Annotated in this window: 13 protein-coding genes and 1 pseudogene; 8 read left to right on the top strand and 6 right to left on the bottom strand. The window is 46.2% G+C overall.

Annotation, left to right across the window (positions count from 1 at the left end):
- Window positions 1-232: 232 nt before the first annotated feature.
- The 3 genes from QUB44_RS27175 to QUB44_RS27165 form a co-directional block, all read right to left on the bottom strand.
- Entirely contained in the window at window positions 233-973 is a 741-nt protein-coding gene (locus QUB44_RS27175; RefSeq protein ID WP_333372415.1) for an SIMPL domain-containing protein, read from the bottom strand.
- A 670-nt stretch (window positions 974-1,643) separates the two neighbouring features.
- Entirely contained in the window at window positions 1,644-2,684 is a 1,041-nt protein-coding gene (locus QUB44_RS27170) for a glucokinase (protein ID WP_333372413.1), read from the bottom strand.
- Between the two features lie 35 nt (window positions 2,685-2,719).
- The gene (locus tag QUB44_RS27165) at window positions 2,720-4,780 is read right to left on the bottom strand and encodes an amylo-alpha-1,6-glucosidase (protein ID WP_333372411.1); all 2,061 of its coding nucleotides are present in this window, start codon (window positions 4,778-4,780) and stop codon (window positions 2,720-2,722) included.
- Between the two features lie 315 nt (window positions 4,781-5,095).
- Here QUB44_RS27165 and treZ point away from each other — a divergent pair, with 315 nt between their 5' ends.
- From treZ to QUB44_RS27130, 7 genes are all read left to right on the top strand, one after another.
- Complete coding sequence (treZ, locus tag QUB44_RS27160; RefSeq protein ID WP_333372409.1) at window positions 5,096-6,919, top strand: malto-oligosyltrehalose trehalohydrolase; 1,824 nt, start codon at window positions 5,096-5,098, stop codon at window positions 6,917-6,919.
- Between the two features lie 233 nt (window positions 6,920-7,152).
- Window positions 7,153-9,948 (top strand): malto-oligosyltrehalose synthase, encoded by a 2,796-nt coding sequence (gene treY, locus QUB44_RS27155; RefSeq protein ID WP_333372419.1) that lies wholly within the window; start codon window positions 7,153-7,155, stop codon window positions 9,946-9,948.
- 670 nt (window positions 9,949-10,618) lie between these two features.
- Window positions 10,619-12,535, top strand: a complete 1,917-nt coding sequence (gene dnaK / locus QUB44_RS27150) for a molecular chaperone DnaK (protein WP_333372407.1) — start codon at window positions 10,619-10,621, stop codon at window positions 12,533-12,535.
- A 198-nt stretch (window positions 12,536-12,733) separates the two neighbouring features.
- Window positions 12,734-13,246: a DUF4112 domain-containing protein gene (locus tag QUB44_RS27145; protein ID WP_333372405.1), complete on the top strand. Its 513-nt coding sequence runs from the start codon at window positions 12,734-12,736 to the stop codon at window positions 13,244-13,246.
- Window positions 13,247-13,846: 600 nt separating this feature from the next.
- Window positions 13,847-14,455 carry a PadR family transcriptional regulator gene (locus QUB44_RS27140; protein WP_333372402.1) on the top strand — a complete coding sequence of 203 codons (609 nt, stop codon included), beginning with the start codon at window positions 13,847-13,849 and terminating at the stop codon, window positions 14,453-14,455.
- A gap of 269 nt (window positions 14,456-14,724) precedes the next feature.
- The gene (locus QUB44_RS27135; RefSeq protein WP_333372400.1) at window positions 14,725-16,593 is read left to right on the top strand and encodes an efflux RND transporter periplasmic adaptor subunit; all 1,869 of its coding nucleotides are present in this window, start codon (window positions 14,725-14,727) and stop codon (window positions 16,591-16,593) included.
- A gap of 180 nt (window positions 16,594-16,773) precedes the next feature.
- Entirely contained in the window at window positions 16,774-19,977 is a 3,204-nt protein-coding gene (locus QUB44_RS27130) for an efflux RND transporter permease subunit (protein ID WP_333372398.1), read from the top strand.
- Window positions 19,978-20,020: 43 nt separating this feature from the next.
- On the opposite strand, the gene QUB44_RS27125 is transcribed toward QUB44_RS27130, so the two are convergent.
- Window positions 20,021-20,155 (bottom strand): hypothetical protein, encoded by a 135-nt coding sequence (locus tag QUB44_RS27125; RefSeq protein WP_333167325.1) that lies wholly within the window; start codon window positions 20,153-20,155, stop codon window positions 20,021-20,023.
- Between the two features lie 116 nt (window positions 20,156-20,271).
- Between QUB44_RS27125 and QUB44_RS27120 the strand changes: the two genes are divergently transcribed.
- The gene (locus tag QUB44_RS27120) at window positions 20,272-21,300 is read left to right on the top strand and encodes a hypothetical protein (RefSeq protein ID WP_333226698.1); all 1,029 of its coding nucleotides are present in this window, start codon (window positions 20,272-20,274) and stop codon (window positions 21,298-21,300) included.
- Window positions 21,301-21,360: 60 nt separating this feature from the next.
- Here the strand turns inward: QUB44_RS27120 and QUB44_RS27115 are convergent, their stop codons facing one another.
- Together QUB44_RS27115 and QUB44_RS27110 are read right to left on the bottom strand one after the other, a co-directional pair.
- On the bottom strand, window positions 21,361-21,609 hold the full coding sequence (locus QUB44_RS27115) for a transporter suffix domain-containing protein (RefSeq protein WP_333372396.1): 249 nt from the start codon (window positions 21,607-21,609) through the stop codon (window positions 21,361-21,363).
- Window positions 21,610-22,149: 540 nt separating this feature from the next.
- Window positions 22,150-22,803 (bottom strand): annotated as a pseudogene (locus QUB44_RS27110) (IS1634 family transposase); the annotation flags it as partial.
- Window positions 22,804-22,878 lie beyond the last annotated feature (75 nt).

The following is a 22,878-nucleotide window of genomic DNA, read 5'->3' as shown; positions in this document are numbered from 1 at the left end:
AGTCTTAGCCCATCGTTGTGCATACCTGAATGGTCTCTTCACCATTTAATTTATCTACAAAGGTGACATGCTCCCGAAATATGAAATATTTGTGTTGGACGCGAACAATTTCTCGACTACTGGCAGAAGTGGTTAAAACGGCTAAAGTTTTTTGTAGAAAAAGCTGCTTGATAAATCGAGAAATAGTTAGGGTCAAGCTGATGTTGCCAGTTCAACCCCTAACTATTTAATTTTAATATCCAATTTGCAAAGTCACAGAAGCTTCTACCTGCTGTTCCCCTCCCACCACTGGTGTTGTAGCATTAGCAGCAGCAGCGCGATCAGCAGCAAACTGCCGATACATGGGAGGCGGCGCGCTAGCGCCGTTGACTTGAATGCCCAGAATCTCTCCCCGCTTCAGGTTGAGCGCGCTAAAGACTGCATCCGCTTGCGCTTGAGCATCTTGAGTTGCTTTTTTGATTGCTTGTTTTTGAGCTTGTTCGATCGCACTTTCGGCGGCGGCAAAACTCACACCGTCGATGCGTGTGGCTCCGGCATTCACCGCATCGTCGAGCAAAGTGCCCGCAGATGCAGTATTAATCCGAAAACTGACGGTATTTGTCGCCGTATAGCCAGTTAAGCGTTGCTGATTGTTTTCGTAGCTGTAAGTCGGGCTGAGGCTGATGCCGGCAGTTTCGAGTTTTTCGACTTGGCGCGATCGCAGCAACTCTACCACAGCGGACGATCGTCTCGCCGCTTCCTGCTGCACCTCGGCCGCCGTTTTCCCCTGCACCTCAACCCCCAGCCGCACTTGTGTTTGAGTTGTAGGAATCGCTTCCACACCCCGCCCAGTAACACTCAGCGTTCTGATCCGCTGTTCTTGAGCCGCCGCCGGATCTAATCTCACAAAACTCACGAGAGTTAAGGTTAAACACAACGCTGTTACCAGACTGCGGAAGTTAATGCGATCGCGACGTTGCAAATTTGAATTCATAAACTTGATTCTCCTCACATACCACAGATGCTATACTTTACCTTCCCACTGAAATTGCTAAATATCCGGGTTGTTACATTTTTAGCAACTAAAAAAATAGTCAGTAACTCTGAAGAAATTGTGAGTTATTATAATGTCCGCAGGACGCTCCACTAAAAAATCGGTGTTCTGGGCAATATCAGAGGTTTGGCAATGATAAATAACGATAAATATAGAAACCCACCGGGTTTCTGAAACTGCCGGCACAACTCCTAATTTATTTTAATTTGAATTCTTAATAAATATTAACAGTAGTTAAGTTTTGTCCTATCTCATAGGTAGTGCAATTAAAATATTATGATTATAAATGTTGTCAATTGAATCGGTGAAAGCTGGCTCTGTTATTGACTCAAAAAGAGTATACAAGCCAATTCGATTTGTTCAAGTATACGATCGTCCGAAAGCTCGATCAAAAATTCACATTACGTTTTGCTCCGTTTTTCAACAGGTAGACATATAGGACGGGTTAGGGTGATGGGGTTTGGGTGATTGTAGCGATCGCCTGTCAGTTGGGTAATACCAATTTAATATGAAGCCGCATAGCTGACGGGGTGACAACCCCGTCAGGAATTCGCCAACAGTCTCTTTCAACCGCCGAGTAATCAATGAGATAGCTTCGACTTGAAATCTCCTAAAGACCCGCCGCACAAACAGCCGCACCAATTAACCCTACATTGGGATTCAAAACCAATCGAACTGGCATCATTTCTAACAGCGAATCCATCCGGCCTTTGTGCGTAAAAGCTCGCATAAAACCCCCTTCTAGAATCAGCGGCAAAATCTTAGCAGCAATGCCGCCAGCTACGTACAAACCGCCGTAAGGTAACAGTGTCACAGCCAGATTTCCTGCCACTGCACCGTAAGCTTCTACAAACATTTGCATTGTTTGTTCCGAAAGCCGATCGCACTTTTTGAGTGCCGCCTGTGCAATTGTCGCCCCCGGATCGACAGTCTTCTCGCTTTTACCCATTTCTGACTCCCATTTGTTGATAACTTCCCCTATCTCCGGCGATTCAGGAGCAAACTTTCTGTCCCGCAAAAACTGGTAAATTGAAACAATCCCCTGTCCCGAAACTACACGCTCGATCGATATTCTGGGAATGTCGTGTTTTGCTAACAAATATTTCAGCAATTGAAACTCCAACTCCGAGCGAGGAGCAAAGTCACCGTGCCCCCCTTCCGAAGAAAAAACCCTGATGCCATTTGCCTCGGGAATTCCAAAACAATTTCCCAAACCCGTACCCGCACCAATCACAGCAATTGGATCGTGTTGGCGGGGTTTTCCAACTTGCAAAGTGTGCAAATCTCGATCGTCCAAAGCCCACACGCCGTAGCCAACCGCGACAAAATCATTAATTAAACTAACGTGTGATATTCCTAATTCCTGTTCCAGACGCTTCGCATCCAGTATCCAAGGCAAATTAGTCAGTTTTGCAGTGTTGTTAACCACCGGGCCTGCGATCGCAAAACAAGCTTTTTCTGGCAATGGCGCAAAATCCAATTTCATACCAGCTTCCGTCAAAAACTGCTGCACCATCGGTACTAAATCGGGAAACTCCCCGCTCGGATAGCGAAACTCGTAAAGAGCGTTCATTTCACCGTTAACAGTCCTTTCCACTAAGCGCAAAATTGTCTTAGTTCCGCCAATATCGCCCGCTAATAATAATGCCATAAATCTCTTTTTCCACCAAAGATAACATTCCCCATTTAAACACCCACAGTATTAATTGCCAACCAAGCCCGCAGCACCTCAGCCACAGTCCAAGCTTGAGCCGTGCAGCCCCGCGGCGAGTGGGGGGCGTCGCCCTCAAAAATTTCGCCCAGGCTGCCAACTCCGCCGGCCCTTATATGATGTGCCATCGGTGCGAGGAATTCGATCGCTTGTGCTGGTTTTTTGTATACGTGCAAGTGCGCCAAGACAAACGGGCCAATCAGCCAGCCCCAAACTGTGCCCTGGTGGTAGGCGCTGTCGCGCTGGAATTGGTCGCCTCCGTATGCGCCGCGATACTGGGGGTGCTGCGGCGAGAGGCTGCGGAGGCCGACAGAAGTCAGAAGCTGTTGAGCGCAGGCGTCCACCACGCCGCGCTGCTGGATGGGCGTCAGTAACGGTGTATAGCGCGTTTCCTGGCGCATCCCCGCTGACAAGGAGTTGGCCGAGTGAGGAGGAATCGAGTCTAGGGGCAAGGATACGGCGAATATTTGGTTGGGCCGCAGGCAGCTATCATGTCCGTCTGGGCCGTCGAGAACGTCGTAACAGTAACCGGTTGAGGCGTTCCAGAAGCGAGGGAATCCGGCGGCCGTTCGATCGCCCAATTGCTGGTATTCATTGTGAGGCTTGCCCAGTTTTCGAGCAAAACTTGCCATAGCTTGTATAGCATTGTACCAAAGCGCGCTGAGTTCGATCGGCTTACCAATCCGAGGCGTCACCACCCAATCGCCGATTTTCGCGTCCATCCAAGTCAGTTGCACGCCGGTTTCGCCCGCGTAGATTAAACCGTCATCGGGATCGAGGCGGATCTTATACCGAGTTCCCTGTATGTGCCAATCAATAATCTCACATAGAGTAGGCCAGAGTTCGCTCAAAAGTTCCTCGTCCCCCGTGGCATCGATATAAGCGCGAATTGCCTCAAAGTACCAGAGAGTGGCGTCTGCGGTGTTGTATTCCGGTGCGCCGCCCGCATCCGGGAAGCGGTTCGGCAGCATTCCCCGATCGACATACCGCGCAAATGTCCGCAAAATAGATCGCGCAATTTCCCATCGCCCGGTACAGATTGTGAGACCGGGTAGGGCGATCGTCGTATCGCGGCCCCAGTCGCTGAACCAGGGATATCCGGCGATGATCGTTTTGCCTTCGGATTCCTCCGGTAGCGGGCGGCTGACGATAAATTGGTCGGCGGCTAGCACTAAGTGATTGATCCAGTCGGGAGATTCGCTCACTTTTGACCAGTTGTGCAGCAGTTGTTGGTCATAAGTGCGACTCACTTCTAAAGCTCTACCGCCGTTGAGTTCGGTATTTTTCTCGGTGCTCGCTATCAATGTCAGAGAACTTCCCGGTGCGATCGTCATGTGAAAAGTCGCCGCGTGCAAGTGATCCTCGCAGTAGTCCAATCCCCGGCGCTTTTCGGCTGCTAGGTCAAATCCGTAATGCCAATTGTATAAAGGCGTAGAAACTCGAAATTTCGCCTCTGGTTCGGCATCCGTCAGCAGGTACAGGGGTACAGACTTGGGAAATGCAGTCACGCAAACCCCGCGTTCCAAGGTTTGTAGGCTCATCTGCCAGTCGCCGACGCTCGTCGTGTGGTGGTAGTCGCGATAGTTTACTAGGGCTTTGACAGCGAGGGCGATCGGTTGTGAGGCGCGGTGCAAGCGGTATTGAATATATGTTGTGTTAGCACCTTGCTGCATCCAAATCCGCTTTTCCAGGATAGCGTCGGCGAGAGCAAACCTCCAAACAGGCGTCGTGCCTTCGAGGTGAAAGCTTTCTATGTAGTTGTAGCCGTGGGGTTCCATCGTCGCGTCAACCCAGCGGTTTGTATAAAGCGGATAGGCGCGATCGTGATACACAGCCGTCTCGTCCAGCTTGGCGAGCATCATAGTGCGTCCCAGCGGGGGTTTGAGGGCGGCTATCAGCAAGCCGTGATAGCGGCGGGTGAGGAGATTTGCGATCGTCCCGCTAGCGTAACCGCCGATCCCGTTTGTGACCAACCACTCGCGAGATTCCGCCGAGTCGAGATTGCAGCAGATTTCCCGTCCAAAAGCCATAACCATAAAAACACACTCGCGCTGATTTTTGACCTACCTTTAGGTAGATTTTCGACATGATATCAACCAGAAATATTAACGCTTGCAGGCCGCTAATTTGGCGATCGCCCCCGTGCCGATTTATGCTCTAATTTAGACATAACCAACCGCTAATTTTGCCCTATATACAATTTTAGCCTTTGATGCCTCTGTCTAAAGTTAGTTGTTTGTTATATTAAGTAATATTACCGTCTAAACAGGCGCTGAACGTTAAGGGCAAGCATTTGATAGCGCGTCGGGCGATCGAACTACCAACCTATTTTATAAGGAGAACGGCTCAAAGTGAAGATAGGAGCAAATTACCTCGGCAATAACCAATGTGAATTTACCGTTTGGGCGCCCACCCTCAAACAAATCGCAGTCCAAATTGTTTCCCCAAAAAAACGCCTGATACCCCTGCAACAATCCGCAGAAGGTTATTGGCAAACCACAGCTACAGACATCGAACCAGGAACCCTTTACACTTACCAAATCGAAGGAAAAACCGAGCGACCAGACCCAGCCTCAAAATATCAACCCCAAGGCGTACACGCTCCGTCGCAAGTAATAGATCAAAATATTTTTACTTGGACTGACACAAATTGGCAAGGCGTGGCGCTAGCAGAAATGATTATTTACGAACTGCACGTCGGCACATTTACCCAAGCCGGAACATTTGAAGCAATAATTCCCCAGCTAAAACAACTTAAAGAATTGGGAATTAACGCCATCGAAATAATGCCAGTAGCCCAATTCCCCGGCGAGCGAAACTGGGGATATGACGGCGTATATCCCTACGCAGTTCAAAACTCCTACGGCGGCCCCGAAGGCTTCAAAACACTCGTCAACGCCTGCCACCAACACGGCATTTCAGTAATTCTCGATGTAGTCTACAACCACCTCGGCCCCGAAGGCAACTACCTCAGTCAATTCGGCCCCTACTTTACATCAAAATACGGCTCAATTTGGGGAGACCCCCTCAACTTCGACGACGCCTACAGCGACGGCGTGCGTAACTACTTTATTGAAAACGCCCTCTACTGGTTTCGAGACTATCACATCGATGCCATGAGATTAGATGCAATTCAAGCAATATTTGAAGTAGGTGCAAGACCTTTTTTACAAGAACTATCCGATGCCACAGCAGATATTTCCCAAGAACTAGGACGGCAACTTTACTTAATAGCCGAAAGTGACTTAAATGATGTCCGCACTATACGTCCCAAAGAACTGGGTGGCTTCGGACTAGACGCCCAATGGTGCGATGATTTCCACCACTCACTGCACGCCTTGCTCACCGGAGAAGACGACCGATACTACCAAGATTTCGGCAAGTGCGAACACTTAGAAAAAGCCTTCAAAGAAAGCTTTGTTTACTCCGGCCAGTACGCCCCCCACAGAAAGCGGAAACACGGCAATTCTGTTAAGGATGAAGCGGGTCATAAATTTGTGGTGTTTGCCCAAACCCACGACCAAATCGGCAACCGCATTTTGGGAGACAGACTCTCCAAAATAGTTGATTTTGAAGGATTGAAACTCGCAGCAGGCACAGTTTTAATTTCTCCCTACATTCCCTTCTTTTTTATGGGAGAAGAATACGGAGAAGAAGCACCGTTTTTTTACTTCGTTTCCCACTCGGACGAAAACTTAATTGAAGCTATCCGCAAAGACAAACAACAAGAATTTAAAACCTTTGAAGACCGAGGCGAGTTTCACGACCCCCAGAGTCCTGAGACTTTCGATAAGTGTAAGTTAAACTGGGAAAAACAAACTGAAGGCAAACACAAAATCCTTTGGGAATGGCACCAACATCTGATTCAACTGCGACGGACAATACCAGCCCTTAAAAAACTCGACAAAAACAGTCTAGAAGTGTCCAGCATAGAAGCGGAAAAAATCTTATTTCTACGTCGCTGGGCAGATGACAGCCAGATATTCTGCATTCTAAACTTCAACAGGCAAGATGTAGCTTTTACGGCTGCACTCCCCCAAGGCAAGTGGAACAAAATTTTAGACTCTGCTGATAAAAAATGGATGGGTTCAGGTTCTAGCTTACCTGAAAAGATAACTTCAGAGCAAAAATTGACCGTTAAACCGCATAGTTTTGCACTCTATGAATTAGAGTAATTAAAACGGGAGGCAGAGCCTCAAATACAGGCGTTCCCAGGCAGAGCCTAGGAACAAGCAACAGGAGGCAGAGCCTATCTCGTTCTCAGCCTCTGTCGCGGAATCTAGTCCCACAAGAAACGGGAGGCAGAGCCTCTCTCGTTCCCAGCCTCGGGCCGGGAATGCAGTAGAGGAGGCTCTGCCTCATATATTAAAAGAGAAAACCCTACAAAACCTGGAGTAAAATTAACATGATGAGAATTCCCACAACAACTTATCGGATTCAATTTCATGGAGGTTTTAACTTTGAAGCCGCCAAACAAATCCTTAGCTATCTGGAAGATTTAGGAATTACCGACCTTTACGCTTCACCAATATTTAAAGCCAGAAAAGGCAGCTCTCACGGATACGATGTCGTTGACTCAAATCAGCTCAATCCCGATTTGGGAACATCAGAAAATTTTGAAGGTCTCACATACGAAATCAAGAAACGGAACATGGGGTGGCTGCAAGATATTGTTCCGAATCACATGGCTTACGACACTCAAAATTTGTTGCTGTTAGACGTATTGGAACACGGGCCAGATTCCGACTATTTTGATTACTTCGATATTGAATGGAATCACGCTTACGAACATCTCAGGAGTCGAGTTCTGGCTCCGCTGCTGGGCAATTTTTATGGAGAGTGTCTGGAAAATGGCGAGATTCAACTCAAATACAGCGAAATTGGGCTAACCATCAATTATTATAGCTTACAATTGCCAGTAAGAATTGAATCTTATGCTAAATTCATCAGTCATAACTTGGGGCATTTAGCTAGAGAATTAGGCAGACGCCATCCAGATTTTATCAAGTTTTTAGGAATTCTTTATTTAATTAAAAATACACCTTCAGAAACTAAAGGTAAAACCAGATACGATCAGATAGCTTTTGTCAAAGGACTGCTGTGGGAACTCTACAATCAAAATCCCCTTGTACAGGAATTCATCGATGAAAATATTAAAGTTTTTAACGGAGAAAAGGGAAATCCTGAAAGCTTTAATTTGCTAGACGAATTGCTTTCCGAGCAGTTTTACCGTCTGTCTTTCTGGAAAGTGGGGGCAGAAGAAATTAACTACCGAAGGTTTTTTACGGTCAACGAACTTATTTCGGTAAAAGTTGAAGAAATTAAAGTTTTTCATAAAAACCATTCTCTGATCTTCGACATGGTTGATGAGGGAAAGTTTACCGGATTGAGAATCGATCACATCGATGGACTTTACGACCCCACAGAATATTTGAAACGGCTCCGAGAGAAAGTCGGAGACACTTATATTACTGTTGAAAAAATTCTGGAACACGAAGAAGATTTGCCGTCATATTGGCCGATTGAGGGAACTAGCGGCTACGACTTTTTGAATTACGTAAACGGCGTTTTCTGTCGGTGCGATCGCGAGCAGCAATTTACCGAAATATATCAGAGATTTACTCGCTTTACCGTTCCCTACGAACAGTTGTTTTTAGATAAAAAAGGGCTGATTGTTGAGAAAAACTTGGCGGGAGACGTAGACAATCTAGCTCAACTTTTGAAGAATATTTCCGGTCAATCGAGACAGGGAAATGACTTTACTCGTCCCGGTTTGGAAAAAGCATTGGCGGCTGTTTTGACAATTTTTCCAGTCTACCGAACTTACATCAATCAAGACGGTTTGAGAGAGTCCGATCGCACTTACGTAAAATATGCGATCGCCCATGCCAAAGAACAAGCACCCCGACTCCTCAAGGAACTTAAATTTATCGAAACGGTGCTGTTGCTGGAAGAAGAAGAAACCCTAACACCCGAACAAAAAGAGCAGCGTCGGCACTTTGTAATGAAACTCCAGCAGTTGACAGGCCCATTAATGGCAAAAGGCGTTGAAGACACCCTTTTATACGTATACTATCGGCTTTTATCCCTCAACGAAGTGGGAGGAAATCCCAGTCAGTTCGGCGTGTCGCTGGTAGATTTTCATGAGTTCAACCAACAGCAGCAAGCAGCTTGGCCGCACAAAATGAATGCTACAGCTACCCACGATACCAAACGTGGCGAAGATGTGCGAGCCAGAATAAACGTTTTGTCAGAAATTCCCGATGAATGGGAACAGCAAGTCAGGTCTTGGAGAGAGGTAAACTCTTCTAAGAAAGTCAACTTTGTGAATCGAATGGTTCCAGATACTAATGACGAATACTTCCTGTACCAAACTCTGCTAGGCAGTTTTCCCTTTGAGGGAATTGAAAACACTGATTATGTCGATCGCCTGAAAGATTATGTCATTAAAGCTGTCCGTGAAGCCAAAGTTTATACGGCTTGGCTGAGACCGGATAACGACTACGAAGCTGGTTTTATGACCTTTGTCGATAGCGTTCTCGAAACTTCGGAACAAAATCAGTTTCTCAACAAATTTATACCTTTCTGGAAAAAAGTAGCTAATTACGGAATTTTCAATTCTTTATCTCAAACACTGCTGAAAATCGCGGCTCCGGGTGTTCCCGACATTTATCAAGGGACGGAATTCTGGGATTTAAGTCACGTCGATCCAGATAACCGCCGTCCCGTTGATTTTGAGCGCAGAATCGAGGTTTTGCGGGAAATTAAAGAGCAAGCTCAGACGGATATTTTGCAACTGGTTGAAGATTTGATTGCGACGCGAGAAGACGCGAGAATTAAGTTGTTTTTGACGGCAAGAGCGTTAGAAGCGAGAAAAAAATACTTGCAAGTTTTTCAATCAGGCGACTATCTACCCCTGCAAGCAGTTGGCACGTTTAAAGATAATGTTGTTGCCTTTTCCAGAAGCTTTGGAGAGACTACCGTTATTGTCATTGCTCCCCGCTTTTTGACGGGAATTGTCAAACCGGAAGAAATGCCGATCGGCAAACAAGTCTGGAAAGATACTAATTTGAAATTATCCGAGCAAATGCCGTCGGTTTGGAAAGATGCAATTACAAATCAGGCGGTAGAAAGTAACGGTACGTTGGCAATTGGTGAAGCTCTCAGCTACTTTCCTGCAGCTCTGCTGATCGGTAAAAAATAGCAATGAAAAGCTGGAAAATTCTTGAATTTTCCGAGATTCCCAGGAGGCGGACTTGAGGCTCTGCCTCAATAATATATTCCTTCCCAGGCACAGCCTGGAAGTAAACGGGTAGGGACAGGGCATTGCCGTGTCCCTTTTCAGAATTGATGTTATATCAAATCCGTTAGCATCGGAATAGTAAATTCGAGTTCACTGTTGACTGTTCACGGTTGACTGTTCACGGCGTCAACAGTCAACCGTCAACAGTCAACATCATGTATGAGTGTAACCGGAAATGATATTAAACCTGATTTGAAGCCAAAAAACCGATCGCCCCTACCAACCAAACAAAATTTATATACATAAGACGGCAAATACAACACAACGTATACGGTTTGCCACAATACCCGAATCGATCGAACACCGTACATTGGGAAGAGTAAAGAAAAGCAGTCAACAACTGTAGCGGTGCAAGCCTCACGGATGCAACCGTCCCCCAACAGGTTCGGTAAATACCCCTTCATCGCAAGGTCTACCGCCCGCAGTATAGAGATAAGCACCCTATCGAAGACTGTATTAAAGCAGGACTCACTACCCGTAAACCGCGAGGTAAAATCGCAGTCCTGAATAACCAGACTATCGCACAGATAAGACACCAAAATTTTGTAGAGATTGGAGCCGGAACACCCCTATGGGAAAAGTAGTTGGAATTGACTTAGGTACGACAAACTCCTGCGTCGCAGTTATGGAAGGCGGCAAACCCACCGTCATAGCCAACGCCGAAGGGGGTCGCACCACACCTTCTGTAGTAGCATATGCTAAAAATGGCGATCAACTTGTCGGACAAATCGCCAAGCGTCAAGCCGTGATGAACGCCGAAAACACCTTTTACTCAGTAAAACGGTTTATCGGGCGTCGGGTTGATGAAGTAGCCCATGAAACCACTGAAGTTTCCTACAAAGTCCTCAAAGTTGGCAACAGCCTTAAACTGGACTGTCCCGCCCGCGGCAAGCAATTTGCCCCAGAAGAAATTTCTGCACAAGTTCTCCGCAAACTGGTAGAAGACGCCAGCAAATACCTCGGCGAAACTGTCACCCAAGCGGTAATTACTGTTCCCGCTTACTTCAACGACTCCCAGCGCCAAGCTACCAAAGACGCGGGAAAAATTGCCGGTATAGAAGTGCTGCGGATTATTAACGAACCTACAGCAGCAGCTTTAGCTTACGGGTTAGATAAAAAGAGCAACGAAACCATCCTCGTATTTGACTTAGGTGGCGGTACTTTCGACGTATCTATTCTCGAAGTAGGCGACGGCGTGTTTGAAGTGTTAGCAACTTCTGGAGACACTCACCTCGGCGGTGACGATTTCGATAAAAAAATTGTTGATTTCATCGCTAATGAATTCCAAAGAGCCGAAGGCATTGACCTCCGCAAAGACAAACAAGCACTGCAACGCCTGACGGAAGCAGCAGAAAAAGCCAAAATTGAGCTTTCGAGCGTTACCCAAGCAGAAATCAACCTGCCGTTTATTACCGCGACTCAAGACGGGCCAAAACACTTGGACACGACTTTGACGCGGGGCAAGTTTGAAGAACTATGCTCGGATTTGATCGATCGCTCCCGCATCCCCGTAGAAAATGCGATCCGGGACGCCAAATTAGACAAATCTGCAATTAATGAAGTCGTCTTAGTTGGTGGTTCTACACGCATTCCTGCGGTGCAAGAACTGGTCAAAAAAATCCTCGGCAAAGACCCCAACCAAACGGTAAACCCGGACGAAGTGGTCGCAGTCGGTGCAGCAATTCAAGCCGGCGTACTCTCCGGCGAAGTCAAAGACATCTTGTTGCTCGACGTTACCCCGCTGTCTCTCGGCGTCGAAACCTTGGGCGGCGTGATGACGAAAATCATTCCCCGCAACACCACTATTCCTACCAAGAAGTCGGAAACTTTCTCGACTGCTGTAGACGGCCAAACAAACGTGGAAATTCACGTTTTGCAAGGCGAACGAGAAATGGCGAATGATAACAAGGATTTGGGAACCTTCCGCTTAGATGGAGTTCCACCTGCCCCCCGTGGCGTACCTCAAATTGAAGTTACTTTCGATATCGATGCTAACGGTATTTTGAATGTAGCTGCTAAGGATAAAGGTACTGGTAAGGAGCAATCGATTAGCATTACTGGTGCTTCTACTTTACCCAGCAATGAAGTCGAGCGCATGGTGAGGGAAGCCGAATCGAATGCTTCTGCTGACAAGGAACGTCGCGAAAGGATCGATCGCAAAAACCAAGCTGATTCTCAAGCCTATCAAATCGAGAAGCAGTTGGCAGAATTGGGCGATAAAGTTCCCGCTGATGACAAAACTAAGATTGAAGGGTTGCTTAAAGACTTGCGATCCGCGATCGAGAGTGAAGATGACGATCGCATCAAGACACTGACAACCGAGTTGCAGCAAGCATTCTACGCTGTCAGCAGCAACCTGTACCAGCAAGCAGGCGGCCCAACTGATGGCCCTGGCGGCCCTGGTGGTCCTGGTGGCTATGGAGACGGCGGCCCCACTGGCGGCGGCGACGACGTGATTGACGCCGACTTCACAGAAGGCAACAAATAACAGGCTAAATTAAAAGCCCCCAGCTAGAAGCAAGAAACCCGGTTTTGAACAGAAACCGGGTTTCTGTTCGTTCAAAGACAAACCAAAGCCGATCGACTAAAATTACTAAAAATCTTGCTTGAGGCATAGACACAAAACTATAATATGCTTCAATAAATATCATAAACTAGCAGTAATATCGCAATCGAGAGCAATTAAATGTCACGTTCTCCTATACAAAATTCCTCCCCAAATACTCCCAGCCAATCTCATGTTGCATCCTTGCGCCGACTCCGCCGGATCAGCCATGTACTAGACAATGCAATTCCGATTCCCGGCACCAAATACCGCATCGGACTCGATCCGATATTGGGACTTATACCGGGCGGCGGCGATTTAATCAGTTCAATTTTTGCAGGATATGTTGTCTTCAAATCCGCTCAAATGGGAGTGCCTCAAGAGACTTTAGTAAAAATGGCAGCTAATATCGTATTTGATACAGTTGCTGGTACTGTACCGGTAGCCGGAGATTTGTTGGATGTTGCTTGGAAAGCTAATGTCAAAAATATAGAATTGCTGGATGCTCATTTAGGTTCCCCTGAACAAGGCAAAAAAGCCGATTGGCTATTTGTGGCGGCGCTGTTATTGGGTTTGATTTTAATTGTCGGAGGTGTAATTTTCTTGAGCGTCATGCTTTTTGCGTGGGTATTTCGAGCACTGACAGGGCAGTGATTTGGGGTTTTAGCATAAAGATAAATCACTCTGTCTGTGTCAGGTTAAGAGCATCTAATCTGGGATAAGTTGTACTTGAAAAAGTATGTTTGAGGATGATTACTGGCAGGTAACAACGTTGGGATTTATTAGTATAAGTTATACTTGATAAATAATTTCCGAGTATGAACTACCAAAAAACAGGTAGGCGCTCCGAAAAATTATCCATAAATACTAAAATATCTCAGGCTTTTAACATTCAACCTGCTTTTACGAAGATTAGAGATAGGTGGCAGAAATCAGACTTATTGAGGAGAGCCTATTAAAGCACTTCGGAGACATCAAAGACTAGGCAGCATCTCAATGGTGTCAAAAGTGAGATGCTGCCGTTCCTCTGACCGAAATCGAGGTAAATCAGCACTCTTTTTATATCTCAAATGTGTTTTATAATACAAACCGATCGCCCTTTCTTGAACCTCAAACAATATATCTTAAGGGCATTGACAAAACTTATTAAATGTGTATTAAAGTTTCAATTTTCTTTGAAACTAACTATTTACCCGATCGCGCTTGAGTCCGATATAGTGATATAATGCAGACTATAATATCAAATTGATATAAATGCTTGAATTATCAGCCCTTGGACTGCTACAGTGGCAACCCCTGCACGGCTATCGGCTAAAGCAAAAACTGGAGCTGTTTATGAGCAGTTGCATTAGCGTCAACTACGGAGCGATTTACCCGCTGCTGAAGCGCTTGGAAGAGCGAGGGGAGATTTCGGTAATAGCCGAAGAAGCCGGAGATGCGGGCTGTCCGCGCAAAATCTACGGAATTACCGCCAAAGGGCGCGAACTCTGGCAGCAAAAAATGCTCGAACACCCTCAAGAAAGCTGGGTTAACAGTGGTTCCCGGTTCCAAATCAAGTTTTTCTTTTTTGGCGACTTAGAACCTGAAGAACGGCTGAAGCTATTGGAACACCGCTTGCGAGCCTGTTACACCCGTCAAGATTACATCGAAAGCCTCAAGAGCGAATATCCACTAACCGACGACTATCAATTTGCCTCTCGCGATCGCTGCAAGTCAGTGCTGGCGTCAGAGATAGAGTGGTTAACCCAGCAACTAGCCAAGGAAAAAAGTGCGATCGCTCGAATGCGTGACTCCCCAACCTCCGCTGAATCCGCTGAAGCCAAGGGAAAATCCTTCCAACTCACCCACTCAGGTGAGTCATAAGAAGGATGTCTAATCTTCCCTGCCATCGTAACTTTTGAGAAATAACAAGAAGCTTTCCTAAAAAAAAGCACTCCCTGGCTTGGCTAACTGCGATCGGACTAAAGCCCTGCACATACCCCAACCTCATTAAAAAGGTACTTTCCCGATTCCATCCTGTTTAAAATCGCTTGTCATTATTCCCCCATGTTTGAAGGGGACGCCGGAGAATCAAAGATTCCGCCCAAGTCTCAGTAAGTCAGAAGTTAAAAAAAATCTAAGTGGTGCTGCCCATGAGTTATTCTAAATCCCCAGAATCCGTCGTTGAAGCCCAAGAGCAAAAATATCCCACACGGGAACAGCACCCAACCGATGCAGACAGCGAGCAACTGCAGGATTCTGCCACCGTTGCCGATGATCGTCCCGAACCTGTTGCTAAACCAGAACAGCACCCAACCGATGCAGACAGCGATCAACCGCAGGATTTGACCCCGCTTGCCGATCGCCCCGAACCTGTTGCTAAACCGCGATCACGCTGGCCCCTAATTGCCGCGATCGCGATCGCCACAGGCGCAGCAGGTTTCGGCTGGTACTCGTGGCAATCGGGTCAGAATCGCCCACAGCAACAGGCAGCAGCAGCCCAACCCCCAGGCATACCAGTCAAGCTCGCAGCCGTACAAACCAGCTCAGTCCAAGATTCCTCGGAATTTGTCAGCAGCTTAGAAGCCAAGCGTTCGGTAGAAATCAAACCCGAAGTAGAAGGGCTAGTCACGGAGATTTTTGTCAAATCCGGGGACTTCATCAACCAAGGGCAACCCATCGCCCGCATGAAAAGCGACAGCGCCCAAGCTGACTTGAGGCAATCCCAAGCCAACCTGATCCGCGCTCAATCCCACTTAGCCGAATTGCAAGCAGGAGCCCGGCCCGAAGAAATCGCCCAAGCTCAAGCCCAAGTCGCCCAAGCCCAAGCCAACCTCGCTCAACTGCGATCGGGCTCTCGGCCAGAAGAAATTGGCCAAGCCCAAGCCCGCGTTAGCCAAGCTGAAGCCGACCTCGCCGATGCCGAAACAGGTAGCCTCTTAGAAGAAATCGCCCAAGCAAAAGCGCAAATTGAAGCAAACACGGCCGAAGCAAAGCTAGCCAGCCAGCAGCTTGCCAGATATCAAGTATTAGCCAAAGAAGGTGCAGCATCAGCAAACACCCTCCAAGAATACATCCAAAAAGAAGGCAGCGCCAAAGCCAATCTCCGAGAAGCTCAAAGGCGGTTCGAGCAGCGGCAAAAAAACAGACAAGCCGAGATCGAGCGCCGCACAGCAGCCTTGCAACAGCAGCGGCAAGCTTTGCGGCAATTGCAAAACGGTTCGCGCCCAGAGGAAATAGCCAAAGCCGAAGCAGAAGTCGCACAAGCCAAGAGTAGATTAGCCGAGTTAGCCAACGGCACTCGCCAAGAACAGCTCGATCAAGCTGAAGCGCAAGTTGCCGAGGCCGCCGCTCAAGTGCGCGGCTTTGAAGTACAACTACAAGAAACTGCTGTCATCGCGCCCTTCACAGGAGTCATCGGCGACATACCAGTAAAAGTAGGTGATTACTTGCAGAAAGGTGATGCCATTGCCACCCTGACAGAGAATCAATTGCTAGACTTGCGGTTATCAATTCCTTTGGAACGGCAGCCTCAATTACGCTTAGGGCTGCCAGTACAAATGCTCGACGCTCAAGGTAAGGCGATCGCCCAAGGTCAAATCAGTTTTATCTCCCCCAACGTCAGCGCCAATTCCCAAACAATTTTAGCTAAAGCCACCTTTCCCAACCCCACCGGCGAACTGCTTAATCTCCAGTTTGTAAAAGCTAAAGTCATCTGGAAACAGAACCCCGGAATTTTAGTTCCAGTCACAGCAGTCACTCGCTTAGGTGGGCAAACTTTTGTCTTCACAGCTCAAAAGCCGGAACAGCCAAAACCTGGAATGCCACCTTTAGTAGCGCGGCAAAAGCCTGTGAAATTGGGAGCAATTCAGGGGAATAATTATCAAGTTATCGAAGGTTTGCAAGCAGGCGAAAAAATTGTTACCGCAGGCATCCTTAACTTGACAGACGGCGCTCCCATTATGGCTCAAGAGGAAGGGAAAGGAGCCGGGAAAAAACTACCATTAGCAAGCCAAAAATAAGGTATGTTGTTGCGTTTTAGCCCTCTTAACAGGTAAATTAAGAGCGCTAAAGCGCAACTACGTACCTTACGTGAAACTACTTGATTGCTCCGCTCTAAAAAAGCGGGCTATTTTAATTTTTGACTGAAGTGCAATTAGGAATTACCAATTATCAACTAACAACTACCCATTACCCAAATAATGTTTGCAGATTTCTTTATTAAACGACCTGTCTTTGCTAGCGTCTGCGCCTTAATTATTATCTTGGTAGGTGCAATTAGCATTCCCACATTGCCGATCGAGCGCTTCCCCGACATCAGCCCCACCCAAATCAACGTCACAGCCAACTATAGCGGTGCGAATGCTGAAGTTGTCGAAAATGCGGTAACAAACATCCTAGAAAGGCAAATCAACGGCATTGAAGGACTGAAATATCTAACTTCCAGTAGCACTAACAGTGGAACTAGCACCATTACAGCCACCTTTGATACTTCCCGCGACAAAGATATCGCCGCCGTCGATGTGCAAAATAGAGTTGCAGTTGCTCAACCACAACTGCCAGATGCCGTACAACGCACAGGAGTTACAGTTACCAAACAATCTAACAGCCTGCTGCTGGCTATAGGATTATTTACCGAAAATAAAGAATACGATACCATATTTTTAAGCAACTACGCCGACCTCTATTTAGCAGATACTTTAAAAAGAGTAAAAGGCGTGGGCGACGTGCGAATTTTTGGGGAAAGACGCTATGCTATGCGCCTGTGGATCGACCCCAATAAATTAGCTGCTCGTAATCTAACAATGCAAGATGTAACAAGAGCAATTAATGAACAAAACTTGCAAGTTGGGGTAGGTAGAATTGGTCAAGAACCCGCCCCAGAAGGGCAAATGTATCAGATTGATTTGAGTGCAGAAAGTCGTCTCAAAAGCCCCACAGAATTTGACGACATAGTTATTAAAAGCGAAGCAAATGGAACTTTAGTTAAGTTAAAAGATGTCGGAAGAGCAGAATTAGGAGCAGAAAATTATAACTCTTTCCTGCGATTTCGAGGTAATGACGCGGTGGGTTTAGGGATTTACCAATTGCCAGGAAGTAATGCTCTAAATGTTGCCAACGCCGTCAAAGCAGAAATGGCAAAATTAGCTAAAAACTTCCCTCCGGGGGTGATACATAGAACAGCACTAGATACGACTCAATTTGTCCAAGAGTCAATGGCAGAAGTAGTCAAAACTCTGTTTGAAGCAGTCTTGCTAGTGGTGATAGTTATTTTTGTTTTCCTGCAAGATTGGCGCACTACGATTATTCCCACCATCACAATTCCCATTTCCTTGATTGGGACATTTGCTTTTATCAAAGCTTTCGGCTTTACGATTAACAGTTTGTCTCTATTTGGTCTTACCTTAGCAACAGGTTTAGTGGTTGATGACGCTATCATCGTAGTCGAAAATATTGACCGTCTAGTCCGCCAAGGTATGAATGCCCGCCAAGCAGCTTCCGAGTCAATGCGGGAACTTTTTAGTGCTGTAATTGCCACTTCCTTAGTATTGATGGCCGTGTTCGTACCCGTGGCATTTTTCCCAGGGACAACGGGAGCACTCTATAAACAATTTGCCCTGACAATTGCTTTTTCCGTGCTGCTTTCTACCTTTATGGCGGTTACTCTTACTCCCTCACTTGCCGCTATATTACTGCGCCCAGGTAAGAAGTTTGGCGGCCCGTTGGGTTGGGTGTTTAACCGCATTAATATATTTCTTGATTGGATGCAAAAGAAATATAGAGAGTCCTTAATATTCTTAACACGATTTAAAACCATTGTTACCCTGTTATTTATTGCTTCTCTGGGATTCACAGCTTGGCTTTATTTAGCAGTACCGACCGCATTTATCCCAGAGGAAGACCAGGGCTATTTTCTGACAATTATTCAAGGGCCTCAAGGCGTTTCGCTGCAATACACCCAGCAGGTGATGGACGGAGTTGAACAAGAAATCCTCAAAGTTCCTGAAGTTGTGGGAACTTTTTCTGTAGGTGGCTTTGGTTTTAGTGGTAACAGTTCCAATCAGGGGATTATATTTACTACCCTTAAGCCATGGAAAGAACGTCACGGAGAAGATCAAACTGTACAGGCGATTATTGGTAAATTGCGGGGTAAGTTTTTCGCGATTCCAGAAGCGAGAATTTTCCCAGTGAATCCGCCAGCTATTCAAGGTTTAGGTCAATTTGGAGGCTTCCAATTTCAATTGCAAGACCGCAAAGGTAACAGCGGTTTAGATTCTCTAGTTCAGGCGATGGGTGGGATTTTAAAGCAGGCGAATCAGACGCCGGGATTGCAGGCGGTATTTAGTACATTTGCTGCGAATACGCCTCAGTTACTTGTGGAAGTTGACCGCAATCGCGCTAAGGCTCTAGATATTCCCATTAATGATGTTTTCAGTACGTTACAAACGGCTCTCGGTTCTCAGTATGTGAATGATTTTAATCTCCAGCAGCGAAATTATCGGGTTTATGTTCAGGCGGATAAACAGTTTCGTGATAACCCTGAAGATATTAGTAAGTTGTATGTTCGCTCTGGAAAGAATGAAATGATTTCTTTGAGCAATTTGGTGAAGATAACTCCGGTGGTGGGAGCGCAAACTGTTAACCACTACAATTTATATAGGTCAATTGAAATTAGTGGCTCTCCGGCTCCGGGATCGAGTTCTGGACAGGCGATAAAATCGATGGAAAAGGTGTCGGCTGAAGTTTTGCCGTCGGGTTTTGGCTATGAATGGTCGGGGAGTTCTTTAGAAGAAATTGAGTCGGGGGGTCAAGCACCAATTATTTTTGGTTTGGGGCTGATTTTTGTGTTCTTGGTTTTGGCGGCTCAGTACGAAAATTATGTCGATCCTTTCATTATTTTGCTGGCGGTTCCTCTGGCGATTTTAGGTGCACTTTTAGCTCAGTCGTTGCGGGGTTTGGCGAATGATGTTTATTGTCAGATTGGTTTGGTGATGTTAATTGGGTTGGCGAGTAAAAACGCGATTTTAATTGTGGAATTTGCTAACCAGTTGCGGGAACGGGGATATCCAATTGCTAAGGCAGCAGTCGAGGCTTCTCAAGAGCGTTTACGACCGATTTTGATGACTTCTCTATCATTTATTTTGGGGATTGCTCCTCTAATTAACCCGGAAGGTGCGGGGGCGGCAAGTCGTAGATCGCTAGGGACTGCGATCGCGGGGGGGATGGTTGTTTCTACTTTCTTAAGTTTGTTTATGGTGCCGGTTCTGTATGTGGTGGTTGTCTCGGCTCGCGATCGCTTTCGGAAACGCGATCGCCCGCAAAATCCGCCCGATGATGGCACAATTTTGAACGGGAAAACAACTCACCACGAGGAGATTGAACGCGATAAAGTATCGCCGTTGTAGTTGGTAATTAGTTCCTTTAACTATCCGGTTAGTGGTTCTTTCTTCAAAATACCGGACTATCTGTGCCACCGACTTTTTTATTGTTGCGACGCTGTGCGGCAACTCTCGGAGAAGATTTTTTGTGCAGGTAGCGATCGCCCGATCGCACCCCATCGTGCAATAATGATATGACTTGCACAAAAGCTCTATTAGTAGGTAAATCTTGCCTACCTTACCGCTACATATAGCGTCTCAACTGTCAACCCGTGCAAGTTACCAATTAAACCGGCTGTTGCACTACACAAATTTTTCCTAATGGCTGAAGTCCCCCTAAATCCCGCAGAACTTGCAGAAGCCCTCAACGGCTTTACCGATATCAATTTCCAATTGCCTGACCCCGAAGACGAACAAATACCAGAGTTTGATTTTGAAAATCAGGTTGACAATGCCTGGAAAGTGTGCGATCGCTTCGACTTGCAAACCGACATTTGGCGGGGACGCATTCTCCGAACAGTCCGAGACAGAGAAAAAAAAGGTGGCGAAGGACGCGGCACAGGGTTTTTGAACTGGCTCAAAGAAAGAGAAATTGGCAAAAGTCAAGCCTATTCTTTGATAGAATTAGCTAATAGTGCCGACACTCTGATCCAGCAAGGAGATTTAGACCCAGATTCCATTAGAAACTTCAGCAAAAGAGCCTTTGTAGAAACCGCCAAAGCATCTCCCGAAGTCCAGCAAATGGTAACAGATGCCGCAGCAAGTGGCGATCGCATCACCCGCCGCGAAGTCAAACAACTCTCCGACGAATGGATGGCAATGAACTCAGATTTATTGCCAGAAGAAGTCAAAGAAAAAGCATCTACCGGTTCTCTACCTTCCCGCTACCTCGCTCCTTTAGTCAAAGAAATGGAGAAACTCTCCCCATCTCACCAAAGCGAAATTCAAAAAGAAGTAGCAGAAAATCCCGACGTAGATACTGTCAAACAGCTAACATCCGACGCCAAGAACTTATCAAAATATCTCGACGCCGCCGCCCAAGTGCAAGCTCTCAATCAGTCTCATTTAGACATGGAAATGGCCTTAGAAGAATCTTTGCGAGTAGGCTGTTTGGGAACCACCGCAGACGTTGTAAAACAAGCCGCGCAGCTAGAACAAACAGTAGTCAAACTCTACACAATTTGGAAGCGTTTAGGCAGTTTGGCAGATAGATTGTACGTGGATACAGGAGCAAGCACACCCAATTTGCGGTTGCTTTTGGGATGCTTGGACAGCCTTTCGGGAGAAAAGATTGAAGTGGATTTCGGAGACGGAGAACGCTCTATTCGCTTGCAAATTTTCAGCGAATAGCTCAACCTTGACCGCAGATAAAAGCCAACATCCAGGCTCATTATCTGCGTCGATTCCTGTTCATCGGCGGTTAAAATTTCTGGTTTTTTTCCAAAGATATCGGCGATGCAAATAACGCCGATATTTTGTAACTACTCCTTTCCCCAACAGCACTACGCTAATCCAAAAACAAACTTTCGCCCCAACAGCCAGAACGAAAGATAAAGTAATCTTTTGGGGAATGTCCAGCGGCAGGAAGAACACAACAAATAAGACTGCCAACCACGGTACAAAAGATAGGATAAATAAAAATAAACCGAGCTTCTGCATAGATTCACATAATACAGCTTTGATCCCCCTTTATCTGTTAGTCCGCTTAAAGTGGACTTCGTTTGTATATAGGGCTTGCCGAAAAAGCCTAAAACCTTTACAGAAAAAGACTTTGACTGGTTTGAACGCTCCACGTGTGCAAGCTTATGAGCTAAAATCTGTCCAAAGCCTAGTACAACATCACTTTCGTAATGTACCGAAAAGTTGACCCAACCCCAAACCCGCCATCCAACTTTGACTTGCCTTTTGAGGGGCAATTGTTAGAACCCACATTCCGCACCCTCAACTGGCACACACACAGTTGGGGTGCTAATGGAGAGTCTCTAGGACGAGATAATAGTCAAAAATACCCGCTCCTGAAGGGGTCACAATCGCATCGATCTGTTGGGGCTTGTTGAAAATTAACTGCTTTCGGGCAAATCCTAGATTCTCGATATCTAACAACACCTCGATCCGTCATAATTAACTATTAATGGACAGCACATATCTTCAGCAGCCTGACAATTATACATAACTACTGAATTAAATATTTCTGAAATTTCAGTCTGTTTTACTCATCAAATAAGCTGCTTGATTTCCGAGTAATAAATAATAAGATCTACAGGAGAGCGGCAGCAAGTTTAATATAGCCATTCGCTCGGCTGTTAAATTAGAAATTTGTTGAATCCCTTGCAGTCTCACAAGATGAATCGATTGAAAATTCTGGCAAATCCAACGGAGCGTCGGTCGATTAGTTTGTTTACCTAACTGATTTTTTAATTGTGAATTAGTGCGTTGCAAATTGTGACGCAGTAACCTTTGACCTAAAGTATAGACCAACAAACACAAACCCATTACCAATGCCAAAGCTTCGATTCTTTCCGGCGACTTGAGAAATACACTGTCCGTAAAAAATAGCGGATCTTTCAAGAATCCAAACCCTCTTTCCGCTGACTGCTGTTCCTTATATTTCACAATCATATCGTCAGGCTCTAATTGCTTAGCGTCCAGCAGGTTAGTGGCGAGAATAAACCTGCCACAGGCTTTGGTTTCTTGGGCGATCGCACCTGTATCTGGTTCCAGTTTTGCTTGAACTTTAAATCTCAGTTTCGAGCTGGATTTCTCGCGAGCATTTGTCGCATTAGTATCAGTTTGTGCTGTAAATTCTTTGCTACTAACTTGGGTGATGTTATCAAATTTTAGTTGTTTGGATGGCTCTCCTGAACTTGCGGTGATATTTTTATCTAATTAGAAAAGCAAGCTAATACGCGTTCTCGAAAATTATCAAAG

Origin of the sequence: Microcoleus sp. AT3-D2, from assembly GCF_036705715.1 — a bacterium.
Taxonomy (GTDB): domain Bacteria; phylum Cyanobacteriota; class Cyanobacteriia; order Cyanobacteriales; family Microcoleaceae; genus Microcoleus.
This window is presented reverse-complemented; position numbering and strand designations above follow the sequence as displayed.